Source organism: Lactobacillus kefiranofaciens (assembly GCF_900103655.1).
Lineage (GTDB): Bacteria > Bacillota > Bacilli > Lactobacillales > Lactobacillaceae > Lactobacillus > Lactobacillus kefiranofaciens.
In genome coordinates this window covers 1-16,642 of sequence record NZ_FMXC01000033.1, presented here as the reverse complement: position 1 = coordinate 16,642, position 16,642 = coordinate 1, and the positions used below count along the sequence as shown (strand labels likewise).

Genomic DNA, 16,642 nt, shown 5'->3' with positions numbered 1-16,642 from the left:
AACCAATCATACGAGAAAGGAACTCCTTTTTCTAATATTTTAAGAAATTAATTTAAGGAATCATTCATCCTTACACAAACTATTTTACAGTCTCAAATTAGTAACATTTCCTGTAATACATAAAAGAATTGTTTTAAGGAAAGCATTCTTTTACATTTCATACACTTAATTATCCCAATACTTCTTATAAATACTAGGTTCAATCTTCGCCCAGTTTTTCCGTATAAAAAGGGCAAGTAGCATTCGCTACTTGCCTCGAAAAAACGGCTCTATCTAAAAGTTAAGATATCTTATTCACATGCGTAAATAAATACATGTAGTAACCTTTTGTTATAACCTAAATATTTATACTTTACATCTTTAAATCCTACACTTAAAATTAGCTGCACATCCAAGCTTACCGTATAATCATTTGTAACTACGTCATACTCACGTGATAATTGATAACGTTTATTAAATTTGGAATAATCTCTTTCCTTGATAGCAAAATCAACAAAGATAATTTACAAGTACCATTAATTTAAAGATTGATGCTAGACTTTTGGACTTCCAGCTAATTTGAATGGACGTTCTTTTCATGAATTTTAAGGTATGACAAAAAGGTTCTAACTCGATTGAACTATCACTGCGCGTAATATTATATTACGTCAATATCAAAATAGCGGAGGGGGAAATCCTCCACTATTTTATTCGAAAAATTAATTAATTATTTTTTATCTTCTTATAAATTAAACACAACGTAAATTGCAATAATAAATTGAACGCTTAAGCTGCTTGATAGATTTGATCTAATTCTCTCTCAAAGATTTCATCTGGCGTGTGATATGCCAGGATCTTTCTGGGCAAAGAGTTGCACCAGGCTTCAATATCAATGATTTGTTGGAGAGAATAGTTATTGATGCAGTCTCCTTTAGGAATGAATCTGCGGATCAGGCCATTATGTCTTTCAACAGTTCCTTTATCACAAGAAGTATAAGGATGAGCATAATAAATAAGCGTTTTAGAGACTTGTTCCAGATTAGCTAGATCCGCAAACTCTGAACCATTATCAGTAGTAATTGTCTTAAAGATATCGTTCCAATGCTCGCTGTACTGTTTTTGAAGCATTTGAAAAGCCTGCATGACGCTGGCAGAGGTCTTGTCAGGTATACGAATAATCAGGAATTCGCGGCTCATGCGCTCGGAAAGAGTTAACAGAACCTGATCGTCCTTGGTCTTATGACCCAAGACAAGATCGCATTCCCAATGACCAAATTCGCTGCGCTGCTCAATCTCTTTAGGCCGCTCTTCGATGCTTCGTCCCAGCTTCTTCCTGTTTTGGCGAACATGATGAAGCTTGGTATTGCGCTTGAGCTTTTCGGGCAAGTCATAGTTTTTGATGGTCATCAGTCCTTGATCAACGTAGTTGTACAGAGTTCTGGTGCAGACTGTTTGATAATGCGAGAATTCCCCGGTAGCTAAACTACGGTTGGCACAAACGTCAAGCGACCAGCCGTCTTCAAAGAAATGCTTAATGACATAATTGATAAAGCCAGCCTTCTTCAAGAAAGCTGATTTGCGGCCACAGTGGCGCCGATTTATTTGATAAACGCTTTGGCCCTGATCAGCCTTGTAGCGCTTCTGCTTGCCGTGATAGAGAGAAACAGTGCCCCGTCTGACTTCATAGCTGATCGTAGAAGGAGAGCAGCCCAGTTCGCGAGCAATTGCTCTAATAGAGCAGCCATCTTTTAAGCGAGTTTGGATAATAACCCGTTCTTCAAATGACAAGTGCTTGCCTTTAACGTGCTGATTCATGGTAGAATGTAAAGAGTCCATTTGTGACCTCCAATAGATGTTTTTGTGGTTATTAACATTCTATCAAACAGGTTCAGATGGACTTTTATTTTTTACAAAGTGTTCAACTTAATTTTACAATCGACCAAATTAAACACAATAATAAAAAATCACACTAAATATTTATTTTGACTTCAGTAAAGTTACTTCTTGTGTATACAGCTCCGTTTTAACATTTAAATTAAAAAAATTTATTATACATTTCAGCACCTAGAATAGTAAGTCACACAACTTATTAATTATTGAAATCAATTACTTTGTTAAACATAGATTTTTCTTCAGAGGTAAGATGGTGTGCGACCTCAATAAGAGTTCCATGATATTCCTTTAAAAGAGTATCATGTATTATCTTAGAAAGTTTAGGATCTAACGAAGCAGTTGCTTCATCTGCCAGTATTACTGATCGCTTAAAGAACAATGCTCGAGCAATTTCTATTCTTTGTTTTTGCCCACCAGATAAATTGCTGCCTGAAATTCCTACTTTAAAGCTCAATCCCTTTTCTCTTACCAGCTCTTCTAACCCAGCTTTCTTTATAACACTATTTAATGTATTTCCATAATCTGGATATCCTAAAGTAATATTGTAAAGTATGGTATCATTTAATAGTTTAGGTTCTTGATTAATATAACTAAAATAATTATGAACTCCACTAAGATTTGAAACTACATCATTTCCATTAATTAAATATTTTCCACTTTTAATATACATATTCCCTAACAATGTGTTTAAAAGTGTAGATTTTCCCCACCCAGAAGGTGCAACAATTAAAACTTTATCACCCTTTTTGATGTTAAAGGACACATCCTTAAAAATAACTTTATCATCGTATGCAACTGTCACATTTTTTAATTCAATACTTTTTATGTCATGTAAATTAGATTGGCTTTTAGAATAATAGTTACTATCGTTTGATATTTTTTTAAACTTTTCCCACATGGGCTTAGCAACTTTCAGATCATTAAAATAAGCAGAAATAGTAATTACTGGGTTAACGAAATTATTAGACAACTGACTAATCATGATTAATGTACCCAAGGTAATATTTTTTTGACTTACAAGGTAAACACCAAAAGCAATAGGAGCAATAGTAATTGCACTATATGCTATTATACTAATGGTTTCATTAGTAAAGCCCTGCCAAAAATTTAATTTCATTAGAGCTACTTCCATTTTATTGGCTGATACTTTGAAACGTTCCCAGAGATTACTTTCTGTATTATATAATCTGGCAGAAGACGCAAACATTTCCGTTTCCTTAACAATCTCAGTATATCTACTGTTACTCTTCTCCCAACCTTTCGACTTGTTTTCAATATTCTTTCCCATTAATCTTTGCAAAATTCCTGGTAAAAAAGATGCTACCATAAAGATTATAGTTAAAGATAATGACCCTACTATTGCCGAAATTACTGCAGTTCCAAATTGAATTCCGTTTGTTAAAATTTGTAGCTCTGCTTCCACCCTATTTGTTTCAATTGACTTTAAATCGTTAGTAAAAAAAGATGTATTCACTTTTACGTATGGGCGAGCATTAAAGATTAGGTATTTGCCTGTAATTGCTTTGATATTATAGTTTATTTTCTGTACAACTGTAAAATATATTTTTTGATACCCAACACCTATTATCCAAAATATTATTAATCCTAAAAAGGCAATCATAACTAAACCTAATAATTGATTAAGTTGCGGTCTTGAAATCCAATTTATCATCTGCTGACTAATTATCGCAATAAATACTACTTGCAAAGATTTGAAAAAGGAAATAACAAGAAAAAGAAAGCGATACCGAATTTCTACATATTGTAGTGCCATAGAAACCTCCAAATATTAAACATTATGATTTAGACCTTGCAAAAACTTTCGGAATAACATCACACCATTTTCTATTGCTTCATCTTCAGATACGTTGAAAACCTTTTCTAATATCAAACTGATATCTAACTTTACTGCATTATTTATATATTCAATAAACGTAATATATAAATTAGAATCATTAATAAAAGACGAGGAAATAAAAAGTCCCAAAAGATATGCTCGAGGATACAGAAACAGCTCAGCTTCATTGAATAAAAAATCATCATTCATGGAAATATTATGATGGCTATATTTCAAATTTAAAATCTTTTTATTTGGAAAAAGCGTAGTGATAGTCTCTAATCTCTTATTGATAATTTCATTCCACGAAAGTTCGGTTTCATTTTCAGCAAAAACTTTCTTTTGGTATAAATCCATAGAAAATGGTACAGATATAAGTCTATATAAATAAAACAAAAGGTCAAAAGAATAATCATTATTTTGTGGATCATTCATTAATTGATGCATAACTAACGTCTCATTTATAAATGCAAAAGTCTCTGCCGTTAATGTGGACATATTAACCTTAGCAGTAGCATTTTCAATAAATGAATTGAAATAATTATGCCCTATTTCATGCCCTAATGTAAGTAACCCCCATAAATTATTATCTTGCTTTATGAATGAAGTTGATACATTATATCTTTCATCAAACGAAGTAAATGATGTTTTATATTGTTTAGATACTTTTAAAAAATTATGCTCATTCATAAATTCAATATGTTGTGTAAGAGAATAATTAGGAATTAAGTTATCAACTAGAGATACTTTTTTTATTTGATCACTAAGAGATATAAGTTTTGGAGTTGAGATCTGCGGTTTATATTTGAGAAAATCTATCTCTTCATCTGGAAAAAAAGTATTATTTATTTCTCGTACTAATGAAGCTAAACATGGCAATTGTCTTTTTAAATTGCTAAGCTGCTTAACATATTTATCGCGCACTTTTTTCTTTTTCTTATTAACTAAAGATACAGTTTCTGACTCTACTTTTTTTAAACAATTATCCAAGTTTTGAGCTAGTTTTGAAGACATAATTATATTTGGCATTATTTCATTGTAAAAATGTTTTATATTCATATCCTTTCCAGAATAAGCTATATGTAAAGAATCTCTCTTAGATCTGAACTCATCTACGGTCGTATTTATCTCTTCAATGTCTAAATTAAAATTTTCACTAATAGCTTTAATTTCTTCTATGTTATCCTCATTACCACTCAATAGATATTGTGAATAAAGATTATTTAAGTGAGAATCCAATACAAACTTAAAGAAGAATGTCTTATCATTAATATTTAATTTTTTATTAGTTAAATAATGACTAAATATTGATGATTCATTATCAAATAAAGAATATTCTAAGTAGTCCCAGCCATAATCTAATTTGGGAAGCATTTTTTGTAGCCAAAGTCGTAACATTAATAGAGCTGTTAAATCCCCTAAAAAGCCCATTCCCGAATTGTCTTTTATAACGTCATAATCCTTTACCTCTTCTTCATAGTCTTCTAAAAAAGAATTCGATACAATTGTGGCAAAAACTAGCTTTCTATTATAACCAGCAATATAAGTCGGATAGATGTCGTTTATTTCACGTACTATTTGCAACAATTGACTGCCTAAATTGTCAAATGCACAAAAAACATATGTATTTTTCTTATCTTTATTAGCCACCAAATTATCCAATTGCTTTTTATCAGAAAGATAATTTGATTCTGTTTTAATATTTAAACTATGATTATCCAATAATCGATTTTTTAAAGCCTCAACCTTATATTTACCAATGTCTTTTTCGGTGTAATAATGCTGATGAGATAAATTCTTATGTTCAACTTTATCTCCGTCAATCAAAACAAAATTAGTTACCCCCATTTGTATTAAATAATACAGCATAGAGGTACCCCGAGTTCCTAATCCAATAATTACCGCTACTTTATTTTTTACCTTGTCTGAAAATAAATATCTATCCGTAGTATCCATAAAATTATTAACAAAGTTCAACAAACGCGGATTATTTTCCTGTTTTAAGTCAACTTTTTTGTAAACCAAATTATGTGATTCTAAAAATTGTAAATATTCTTCCTGAGTAGCAGAAAGTCTTTTTTTTGATTTGTTTGTTTTATTTAAATATCGTAAAAAAGAAATAAACTCTCCATATTCTTCAGGTTTAATTTTTAAAGTTTTTCCGTTTGTACCAGGCAATTGTACTGATATAATTTTATCGTTAGTATTCCCTAAAAAGCCTAAGTTCGATCTTAATTTCATTTAAATTCTCCATAATGCATATTCATATAAAAAAAGATTTATAAATTTATTAATAAATCTATCAATCTAACTATCAAAGTAAGCTACTTCATTAGCAACCACTCAAGCAGTAACAAGTATTTGGTCTATTATGTTCACCAAACTTAACCTTATTGACCAACTTAACTTTAGCTCCCGCCTTAACATCATTTTTTCCTCTTTTTTCATTATAAGTTACCTCCTTTTAATTAACTTTATTAAAAGTATATTAACAATATTAAATTTTGTCAATCGATTTTCAAAATTATTTTTAATGTCTATAATTTTGACGATTTTAGTTACAATTAAGTTTATAAAAGACCAATAATCTAATGTTTTTTGCCCAATATTAGATTACTAGTCTTATTTTTGGAGGGAACTAAGTACTAAATAGAATTTGACTCCCTTTTCATGTTTGTTGGGCATAGTCCAATGAAAGCTGGGGCTACAGATAGTTATTGCCAAATGTAGTGAACCACAAGCCAATAGGACACTATAGATAAAGGAAGTGACTAGAAAGAAAACTTCTCTTATAAAGGTTAACGCAACGAAAACTAAAGTTGTGCGGCCAACTAAGAAAAATTTTCAAGGCTTTGGCTTTTGGAAAAAGGACGAACATTGACAAGCAAAACTAGGAGAAAGTCAAACTTTATGACAAGATCAAAGATCTGATCCATAGAAGAAAAGCAGTTGTTCAACCACTACTATCATTAATATTTACCAAGGTAAACTAAGTGGTCAGAGGCAAATTCAACTACTTCAAAATTTGCGATATAAAAAATACTATTTATCTCGCAAATAATTACAAACATAATATCGGATACGGAACCGTATGTACGGTGAAATGAGGGAGAACAGAATCGATCTTCCCCTACTCTATTAAATTTTTAATAACTAGGAGTTATTAAGCAATTCTAATATTACTTAACCAAAACTCAAAAATCGCTGTCGTCTCATATTTTTTGATTTAACTTAATTCTTTGATTAGCAACCTGTTTAATAAAGTGCTGATCGTGCTCAATTAATAACATTGCTGGTTTGATTTTTTGTAGTAATTTTATTATTTGATCTTGATTAAAAATGTCTAAATAATTTGCAGGCTCGTCCCACAAATATAAATCAGCAGGTTCTACTAATGACTTTGTTATTGCAACCCTTTTCTGTTGCCCCATGCTCATTTTTTCAATTGGAGTATTAAAGGCGGAACGGGGAAATCCCATTTTCTTTAAAAGATTTAACAATCTTTCATAGGGAATTTTTTGTTTTTTAGCAAATTCTTTCAGCGTTCCAGTATATTGATTAAAATTTTGAGGCAAATATGAGATTGATAAACCGTTGGTTAATTTATATTTGCCTTGATAGCTGCTATCAACTGCTTGACCTAATAATAGCTTTAAAAACTTAGACTTGCCGGAACCATTTTTGCCTTCTAATGAAATTACACCGTGATTCCTTATAATTAAATTTAGATTATCGAATAAGCATTTATTACCAACAGTTAAACTAAAATGTTGTGTTTCTAGCAGCGTCTGATGGTAATTAGGTTTAAAGTTTATGGTCAACTCAGGCACATCTTCAATATTCGCCATTAGTCCTCTTTTAGAATCAATTTTTCGATCCAAACGGCGTCGTGTATTAATAGCTTTTTTCATCATCTTCGCAGCATCGTGACCTATAGCACCTTTATTCAATTGAGTACGTCGATTAATAATATGCTTTGTTTTCATACCAGAATATTTTTGAGCTTCGATGCTATCCGACCAATTATTAAAACGAACATACTTCCTATTTAAATTTTTAATTTCTCCCTGTAATTTTTTATTTTTTAGCTGATTAAATTCATCTCTCTTTTGTTTTGTATCTTCATAAGTATAAAAATCTCCCTGATATAAATGAATTTCGGTATTTTCGATTGCTAAAATGTGATCAGTTACTTGATTTAAGAAATCACGATCATGGCTAACAACAATATATCCTTTAGTCTGTTTAACTAAATAATTCGCAACTTCCTTACGACTAATTTCATCTAAATGGTTAGTTGGTTCATCGATCAAGGCAAATGAATCTCTATCAGTAAATGATAGAGCCAATAAAACTTTAGTCCGTTCTCCGCCACTCAGAGTATTAAATGGCTGCCACAATAAATCAATACCAACATTCATCAAATTTAGTTCTCGCTCTAATTTCCATTGATCAAAATTTTTTTGTTTTTGTAACTCATAAAAAGTGATATTTTTAGGTTCATTAATAGTAATTGGATAATACGAAAATGGTATTTTAGTTTGAATTTTTCCTGATCCATAGAGCTTTCCACGAAGTAAATTTAAAAACGTAGTCTTGCCACGTCCATTTCTTCCAACTAGTCCTAGTTTCCAAAAACTGTCTAAATTCAAATTTAAATTATTAAAAATATTTTCACTGCTATCATTGTATCTAAAAGAAAGATTTACAATTTTAATATTACTCATCAAATCACCTCTCAAAAAATAACGTATTATGCTTGCATATGGCTCCAGCCAATACAAATTCAAAAACAATCTAAAATAAATATTATCATCACAATACTATTATAAATAATTTTAGCTTTTTAGTATCAATTCCTTTGAGGTAGACTGTCAAATATTAACTTTGTCTTAATCTATTGAACACGTATGGTGCTAGTTAAAGTGTTTTAGCCATCCTAGCACAAGTGAAAATACGAAAAATTTCAAAATCATAGTCTCTATGTTATAATCAGTGTAGCAACGAAGAAATTACAGTGTCAAAACAAGATGCTCAAAAAGCCTTACCAACGCAACTGGTAAGGCTTCTTTTTTCACTCATGGCAACTACTGAGCGTGAGGGTTGAATGGTGCGACTACGCTACTTTTTATCGTTGTCTCGATTATCCAACCAGTGGTCGAATAGTGCAAGCACTATCCCCACAATAATGGGTGCAACTCTTTGCCTAGAAAGATCCTGGCATATCACACGCCAGATGAAATCTTTGAGAGAGAATTAGATCAAATCTATCAAGCAGCTTAAGCGTTCAATTTATTATTGCAATTTACGGTAAATAAAAATTCTTAATTACCAAGAAATTAAGAAGAAACATTGGTGGCAATTCTGGAGATAGAAAAAAGTACTTGACGAATATAACTATTCTTCTATAATAAATAAATAATTATTTAAAAATTAAGGAGAATTTAATAATAAGAAGCAAACAATTAGTTTTAGTATTCAGTAGTCTGTTAGTATTATTGGTATCTTCGTGGACTATGAGTAGTACTGTATTAGCTGATACTCAAAGTGGTTCAGGTGATTCTGCAGTTGTGTTACCGGTTAACAACAATCAGTCTACAGGAGATATTACTGGTAATAATGTAATTACTATTCCTCTTCAAAGTAATAAGCCTGTCTCTCAAAATTCATTTTCGCCTTTTGGAAGCTTCCCGACAATCAAGTTTGGAGATGCTGGTTACATTAGATTGTATGCATCAGGTGGTAGATTTTATATCCATATTGGAGTAACAGATTGGAATTATTTTCCAATTTATAGATTTCAAGGGAAATTAACAGCACATTTTACTAATGGAAAAAAGAAAACTTGGTATTTGAATTTTAGCCATTTTGCCAAAACTGACTGGTCTTCATATAGAACGTACTCTACGTATGGTAAACATGGTAGAGTTTCTCTGACTGGTCATGCTTACAGTTTAGCTCGTGCTGATGTAATTAATAATTCTATGGGATTCTAATATGAGGAAAGAAAAAAGGGTTAAATTAGTAGAGTTATTGGCCTTTTTTAAAGACATAAATTTTGAAAAATGTGTGAATGGTATTACTATATATTGTTCTAATTTGGATAAGTTAGTAGAGATATTAAATTTTTTGGGAGGAATGGGAGCCTATTTTAATATTATTTATGAAAGTACTGAAAAGGATTTTATAGATAAAGAGAAGTATGCAATTACAGTTATAGATTATGATTGTGATTTTGAAAAACATGAACAACATTTTATATAGTATCGTTTTAAAGAATATAAACTTATTTTGCTTAACGCTGTAAGGCCTTGTGACGATTACTACTGTCGATAATATGCATTACATAAACTAAAAGACCCCACTTTTCTAAATTTGGAAAATGAGGTCTTTTTTGTTTCAAGTTAACACTGTGTTGATGCCTTAATTTCAGCATCACATTGTTTGGTGTCCTTTCTTTGATTTAAAGACTTCAAACCCTTCTTTAAATTGATCGCTTTCAAGATAATTATCACTGTTAAGTTCCTTGAAAATTTGTTGATTAAGAATAAATCAAAGTTAATGTATGCGATTAAGCACAAAACTGGGCCTTAAAGATGGCATCTAAATATAATATTTATACTGGTAAGTTAAGAATTAATTTTGTTTCAGAAAACAAGATCCCAATATCACATTGAACCAATACAGGTGATTGGAAATTTGATAGATAGGTAACTAAAAGAGAATTGGTCTGCTTGTGAAGCTTTTTTGAAAAATAAAAAAGAATGCTGAAATAACGGCATTCTCTAAATGTGTACGGTTTGTTTTTCACAAGCCTATTTTTTTGCGCTTTTTAGCCTTTGAGAAAGTAAGCTTGAAGGTGGTTCTAAAATCTCTTTCGATTATTCAAATAATCTCTTAAATGTTGTTGAATCTTAGGAGATGGTATTTTACCTTGATTCTTCTTGAAATCATCAATTAATATTGCAAGCTGGCCTCTAGCTCTTACTAAATCATCTCTTTTAGCTACTTGCTTTAAATATTCTTTTTCTAATTTCTTCTGAAGCTTTTTTTGCTGTCTATCTGGGAAAGCTCTAGAATTAGTTTCTAATTTCTGTTGCAAAATCAAGATATTTTGATTGAAATTACATATTTCTCTATCATATTCCCGCAGTTTAGTGATCCCACCATTATCTTTAAACATTTCCTTTAATTGTTTAGTTGCTACTATTTTATCTCTTAAGCTAGTAGCTGAAACTGTCAAATCTTTTGTGTAAATAGATCTTTCTCATAGATTGATTTTTTATTCTTTATTTAATCAAAGTAAGATTCTAAGGTGTCCTGAACCTGACCAAAGCCTTTGTGAATTCGGTTGAAGTAGCGGTCATTGTAACTCATTGCTTGGATGCCAATAAAAGTATCAAGCGACTGTTCAGTCGGAAACTCTGCTTTAGGCTTAGCCTTGCGCTTAATGACGTTGTTAAAAGATTCAATCTGATCAATTCATTACGCGTTAAATAGTTAGTCATTACATATCCTTTAGAACTTCAAAAGCTTTTTTATGCTCTGCCATAAATTTTTTTGCAAAATCATCAACTTCTTGATTTTCATTAGGAGTAACTACAGTAAAGGATATAGTTTTGTTATCAGGACTGATGGTTTTTATTAAATCAGCAGATTCATCAATACCCAATTGTTTACGATCTTCCTTACTAATACGAATTGCGTAAGAATTGCCATTTTTGAAAATATGTTTTGTATTATTAGCAGCCATAACGCATCTCCTTTGTACATACACCTTTGCCTTTTTGTATATATTATAGCATTTGCTTTGTAAAAAATCGTATTACAATTTAGATATTTTCTTATTAATACAACTATGTGTAATTGCGTTTTTATATAAAATATTTCGTATTAATTATAAAAACTATTGCTTATCAAATATCTCATCTTTTAAAAAGTTAAAATAGGTTTGCCGACTTATAACTACAGATACTTGACTTTCCATTCCATATCTTAAGTATACTTTTTGCCTTTTAGTAGGCGAAATATTTGAAACTAATAGGTAACCTTCTTTTCCCGCAACTTCTTTGGGATAAATCGCTACACTTTTTACTTTTCCATCAACAATTATGGTTTCTCCATGTCTATTTTTCATTTGAAATTTAGTATTTTGATTCTTTCGTAATAAAGAAATCTCATCATTTGGAACATAAGAAACTATCTTTAAACTTTTTTGATTATTTAAGCTAGGAAATAGAATTATTCTATTTCCAGAAAGATGCGCTTCTCTATTTTCTCTTAATTTTACTTTCTTCCCTGAATTCAAGGTTACTGTTTTACCTTTATTAAATATCTGTCCTTCATAATAATTTGAGTTTTGAGCTAGAGTATCAAAAATATAATCCAAGCTTACGCCGAATTCTTGCCTTAGTTCAGTGATTGCCTGGGCTATTTCTTGTGATATTTCTGATCCAAGGCGCTTAGTTTTTTACGTAAGCATTCACAATACGCAATTTTAAGTTTTCTTCTTCTAGTTGCTGGATCCGCTTCTTCAAATCCTTGCGTGATGGGCTGGGTTTCTTGTTCATGAGCAGGATGTCGTCCTTTCTTCTTGATAACGACATTATACCCATTTTTCTTGTATTCGCGAATCCAATTGCACAAAATACCATTGCTTCTTAAACCTAGATCAAGTGATAAATCATCGAGTGATTTAGTTCTTGTTAGAGCTTTAACGATTGCCTCTTCTTTAAAATCTTTAGTAAATCTAGTGTTTGGCTGATCATAGATTTCAATACCATATCGATCAATTAATTTGATCATATAATTTAAACTTTGTTTATTCAATTTTTGACTACGAGCAATTTGAGATACTGATTGATTCCTTAATTTCCAATCATTATAAACTTCTAATCTTTGTTCTTTATTTAATTTAGACATAGTAAAAGCCGTAAAAGTGTCTAACTTTTACGGCTCACTACAACTTTCAAAGTTGGTCCTTTTTTCATTAGATAAATTTTTTATTAATGTCAAGTTGAGTTAGCACATCAGAATTCAGTTTATTCAAACTGACATTTTCATGAACATCTATAGTTGGATCTGCTACTAAAATATTTTCTAAAATTAACTATCTTCATACATCAAAATATAATGCTTTTTTACTTTCATTTTGCTAGGATAAAAGTGTAATAGTTGTTGCAAATTTAAAAGATATGAAGATGTTTAAGAATGATAAAAAAAGCTAATCAAATATTACATCGTCCTTTTTCCAGTACAATTACTAGTCGCCTAGTTCGGGCAATCGCTGTAGGATTAATTACCGGATTAATAGTTAGTATATTTCGCTGGATAATCGATCATACTATGCAAATACTTTATTTTATTTATCCGCAAATGAGGGCCAACCCTGTGTGGATAATTCCTTACATTATATTAATGATTGTAATTACCATTATTTTAGGTAAAATTATTGTCCCTTATCTTGATCAACTAGTAGGATCAGGGGTACCACAAATTGAAGCAATTTTCCTAAATGAAAACAAAATGCCTTGGTGGTCCGTCCTATAGGAGGTTTGTTAGCTATTTGTCCTGGACTAATGCTAGGACGTGAAGGTCCATGTATTGAAATAGGATCTATGGTTGGCCAAGGATTAGCAGAAACTACATTTAAGTCAGATGGAGAAGAATTGCAAGAATGCGGGGTCGTTGCAGGTCTTGCGGCAGCCTTTAGTGCTCCAATTGCAGGTGCATTATTCTTAGTCGAGGAAATTTCTTTTGACTTTAAGCCTAAGAAAGTCATCGCAGTTTTAGCGGCTACTTTTTCAGCTGACTTTGTCACTATTCTATTTTTTGGCAATCAGCCATGTCTATATTTACCTGTTAATGGTTATTTACCGGTCAATATTTATTGGACCTTACCTATTATCGGCGTAGGATTAGGCTTACGTGCATATATATATCAATATGCTCTGCTTAGCCTCAAGCCTTGGTTTAACAAGATTAAGAAAATACCAGCAATTTATCACAGCATCATTCCATTTGTTTTGATTATTCCTGTTGGTTTATGGAATGCACATTTACTTGGTGGTTCTCACGTTTTAATCGATGATCTTTTCAAAAATAATCTGGGAATACATGCGGCTACTTCATGGAGTTTTGTTTTAATTCCAGTTTTATTATTCGTCATAAGATTTGTCTTCTCCATGCTGTCATACGGCTCATCTGTTCCTGGTGGTATCTTCATGCCGATCCTGGTTTTAGGAGCTATTCTTGGAATCTTTTGTGCAAATCTAATGATCAAGACTAATATTATTACTCCAACCTATTACCCACATATTTTGGTTATCTCAATGGCCGCATATTTTGGTGCAATTGAAAAGGCACCATTCACCGCTGTAATGTTAATCACTGAAATGGTCGGCACGGTTCAGCAAGTTTTACCAATGGTAATCACCGTCTTTATTGCCTACTACGTATTAGACCTTCTTGGTGGTCAGCCAGTCTACGAGGCCTTACGTTTGCAAATGGATTATCACAAATTATCTGATAGCAATACTAACAATTAAAGATTTAAGTTAAAAATGGCATCCCAAATTGGGATGCCATTTTTCTTTTTAATAAATTCCATAACCAGACACGGGAATATAAGCTGTGCAATTAAAGTCATAACTAGCTAACTTATCTAATTCAGTATTACCATCAATGATTGCAGTTACTCCTTGAGCAATCATCAAATTCATCTTTTTAGCCTTTTCTGGATGTTCAGTGAATGGAACAAGCACTACTGGCTTATGATTAGCACGAATGAAGCCGATCTCAAATGCACAGCCATCATCCAAAATATCCATGTCATACAGAAATACTCCACAAGTTGCACTATTGATACCATTCAAATCATTCTGAAAAGTACCTACACGCCAGGTCATACTTCTTTCTTCACCAATTTTAGGATCTACTTCTTCAGGATCTATAAATTCATAATCAAAAGGAAAATGAACTCTCGCGATCGTAGGATTCTGCGCTAATAATTTTTTAGCCTATCTACCCGCTCATGATCAAGTTCACGATTAAATGAACCGCCTAAATATATCTTCCCTGTTGCAACAGTTTTTTGCATTTTCTTTTCCTCTCAAATATTAATTTTTTAAGAAGCATATCATATATCGTTCGGAATATAAAAGGAAATTTACAGTTAAAATTATTTTTTATTATTTTATATTGACATAACCTGTACATTAATAAAATGATTTTTAATTAATATTTCTGGAGGTAAAAATGAACCTTAAGTTCAAAAAATATTATCATTTGGTGCCGTTGTAGCAGTTGCAGGCTTAGCTTTAACCGCCTGCTCGGGAAAAAAGCAAGGAGCTTCTACTAACAAAGATAGCAAACATGGCATTGCTTTAATCACCGATCAAAACGGAGTTGATGACCACTCCTTTAATCAAGCTGCTTGGGATGGATTTAAAGCTTATGGTAAGGAGCATGATTTAAAGCAAGGCAAAGGTGGCTGGTGGCTACCAATACTTCCGATCAAGTAGTCCATCCGACTTCGTTCCAAACTTTGACCAAGCTTCTAAGGCAGGATATCAAACCATTTTTGGAGTTGGCTTCCAATTACAACAAGCTGTAAGTCAAGCTGCCAAAAAGAATCCTAAGAAAAACTTCATTATCATCGACAGTGTTGTTAAAGGCCAAAAGAACGCTGCATCCGTAACCTTCAAGAGTAATGAAGCTTCTTATCTAGGCGGTTTAGCTGCAGCTTACACAACTAAAACTAATAAAGTCGGTTTCATTGGTGGGGCCAAATCAGCTATTATCGATTTATTTGAAGCCGGCTTCAAGCAAGGTGTAGCTGATGGTGCTAAAGCACTTAATAAGAAGATCACCGTACAAAGCCAATACATCGGCAACTTCACCTCAACTGATAAAGCTAAGTCAATTGCTCAATCAATGTACGCAAATAAAGCTGATATTATTTACCAAGCTGCTGGTAATGCTGGTAACGGTGTGTTCCAAGAAGCTAAGGACTACAACCAAACTTTGCCAGCTGACAAGAAGGTTTGGGTAATAGGTGTAGACGTAAATCAATCAAATCTTGGTAATTACACTGCTAAGAATGGCAAAAAAGCCAACTTTACTTTGACTTCTGTCTTAAAAGGCTTAAACGTTGCTACTCAGAGTATTGCTAACGACGCATATAACAACAAGTTTCCAGGTGGCAAGCACCTTGTTTACGGTTTGAAGGACAACGGTGTTTCAATCACCAAGGGACGACTTAGCGATAAAGCTTGGCAAGCAGTTCAAAAAGCACGTACGCAAATCATCGACGGCAAAATTAACGTTGCTACTAAACCAAGTAAATAATTTCTAATTCAACAGTCAAAAACTCTTCATCTTGATGGAGAGTTTTTTATTGATTAATTGCCGGAGAAAACACGGGATTTTAATCCCGTGATGAATCCGGCCTTTTTTCTTTTGTTTTTTGCTTGTTCCCCCCTTCTTTCTTAAACATATGTTTGATATAATCTTAAAAAGAAAGGAGGGAACAAATGTGCTAAAAGGGATCAAATTAAGACTCTATCCTAATAGAACACAACAAAACCAGCTTGAGCAGATGTTTGGCAATGATCGTTTTGTTTGGAATCAAATGCTGGCCATGATGAATGAGCGCTATCAGAATAATAAAGCTTTGCCTTTTTTAGGCAAGTTCAAGCTGAATTATCTGCTTAAGCCGCTTAAAAAAGAATATCCTTTTTTGAAAAACAGCGATTCTTCAAGCTTGCAGGTAGTTAATGAATTTCTAACTCAGTCTTGGAAGAACTTCTTTCAAGATAAAACTGGCCAAGTAGGCAAGCCTCGTTTTCATTCACGCAAGTATCTGAAAAAGTCTTATACGGGCAAATCAACCATAAGAATTACAGGTAAAAGGTACTTGAAGATTCCCAAATT

General features: G+C 32.1%; 12 protein-coding genes and 4 pseudogenes. 5 read left to right on the top strand and 11 right to left on the bottom strand.

The features are described from left to right. Positions 1–765: 765 nt before the first annotated feature. From BLP58_RS09530 to BLP58_RS12165, 5 genes are all read right to left on the bottom strand, one after another. On the bottom strand, positions 766–1,815 hold the full coding sequence (locus BLP58_RS09530; RefSeq protein WP_013853823.1) for an IS30 family transposase: 1,050 nt from the start codon (positions 1,813–1,815) through the stop codon (positions 766–768). A 253-nt stretch (positions 1,816–2,068) separates the two neighbouring features. Then, positions 2,069–3,646 (bottom strand): ATP-binding cassette domain-containing protein, encoded by a 1,578-nt coding sequence (locus BLP58_RS09525; RefSeq protein WP_013853822.1) that lies wholly within the window; start codon positions 3,644–3,646, stop codon positions 2,069–2,071. Positions 3,647–3,661: 15 nt separating this feature from the next. Then, positions 3,662–5,950 (bottom strand): ThiF family adenylyltransferase, encoded by a 2,289-nt coding sequence (locus tag BLP58_RS11810; RefSeq protein WP_013853821.1) that lies wholly within the window; start codon positions 5,948–5,950, stop codon positions 3,662–3,664. Between the two features lie 971 nt (positions 5,951–6,921). After that, complete coding sequence (gene abc-f / locus BLP58_RS09510) at positions 6,922–8,436, bottom strand: ribosomal protection-like ABC-F family protein (protein ID WP_013853819.1); 1,515 nt, start codon at positions 8,434–8,436, stop codon at positions 6,922–6,924. A 394-nt stretch (positions 8,437–8,830) separates the two neighbouring features. After that, entirely contained in the window at positions 8,831–8,935 is a 105-nt protein-coding gene (locus BLP58_RS12165) for a type I toxin-antitoxin system Fst family toxin (RefSeq protein WP_143445839.1), read from the bottom strand. Between the two features lie 290 nt (positions 8,936–9,225). Between BLP58_RS12165 and BLP58_RS09505 the strand changes: the two genes are divergently transcribed. Together BLP58_RS09505 and BLP58_RS09500 are read left to right on the top strand one after the other, a co-directional pair. Further along, the gene (locus tag BLP58_RS09505; protein WP_013853818.1) at positions 9,226–9,705 is read left to right on the top strand and encodes a hypothetical protein; all 480 of its coding nucleotides are present in this window, start codon (positions 9,226–9,228) and stop codon (positions 9,703–9,705) included. A gap of 1 nt (position 9,706) precedes the next feature. Next, positions 9,707–9,973, top strand: a complete 267-nt coding sequence (locus BLP58_RS09500; RefSeq protein ID WP_025084343.1) for a hypothetical protein — start codon at positions 9,707–9,709, stop codon at positions 9,971–9,973. A gap of 601 nt (positions 9,974–10,574) precedes the next feature. Here the strand turns inward: BLP58_RS09500 and BLP58_RS09495 are convergent. From BLP58_RS09495 to BLP58_RS09480, 5 genes and pseudogenes are all read right to left on the bottom strand, one after another. Next, a complete protein-coding gene (locus BLP58_RS09495; protein ID WP_013853815.1) occupies positions 10,575–10,952 on the bottom strand; it encodes a hypothetical protein in 378 nt (125 codons plus the stop codon). Positions 10,953–11,002: 50 nt separating this feature from the next. After that, positions 11,003–11,188, bottom strand: a pseudogene (locus BLP58_RS09490) (IS256 family transposase); the annotation flags it as partial. 28 nt (positions 11,189–11,216) lie between these two features. Then, a complete protein-coding gene (locus BLP58_RS09485; RefSeq protein ID WP_025084325.1) occupies positions 11,217–11,462 on the bottom strand; it encodes an AbrB/MazE/SpoVT family DNA-binding domain-containing protein in 246 nt (81 codons plus the stop codon). Between the two features lie 153 nt (positions 11,463–11,615). Further along, positions 11,616–12,098: a hypothetical protein gene (locus tag BLP58_RS12450; RefSeq protein WP_226908585.1), complete on the bottom strand. Its 483-nt coding sequence runs from the start codon at positions 12,096–12,098 to the stop codon at positions 11,616–11,618. Between the two features lie 41 nt (positions 12,099–12,139). After that, complete coding sequence (locus BLP58_RS09480) at positions 12,140–12,631, bottom strand: hypothetical protein (protein ID WP_226908584.1); 492 nt, start codon at positions 12,629–12,631, stop codon at positions 12,140–12,142. 288 nt (positions 12,632–12,919) lie between these two features. Here BLP58_RS09480 and BLP58_RS09475 point away from each other — a divergent pair. Beyond that, positions 12,920–14,256, top strand: a pseudogene (locus tag BLP58_RS09475) (ClC family H(+)/Cl(-) exchange transporter). A 48-nt stretch (positions 14,257–14,304) separates the two neighbouring features. Here BLP58_RS09475 and BLP58_RS09470 read toward each other — a convergent pair. Continuing rightward, positions 14,305–14,807: pseudogene (locus BLP58_RS09470) on the bottom strand (nucleoside 2-deoxyribosyltransferase). 158 nt (positions 14,808–14,965) lie between these two features. Here BLP58_RS09470 and BLP58_RS09465 point away from each other — a divergent pair. Next, positions 14,966–16,057, top strand: a pseudogene (locus BLP58_RS09465) (BMP family lipoprotein). A gap of 118 nt (positions 16,058–16,175) precedes the next feature. Continuing rightward, positions 16,176–16,642, top strand: a 467-nt coding sequence (locus BLP58_RS09455; RefSeq protein WP_176752302.1) for a helix-turn-helix domain-containing protein, incomplete at its 3' end; no start/stop codon positions are given.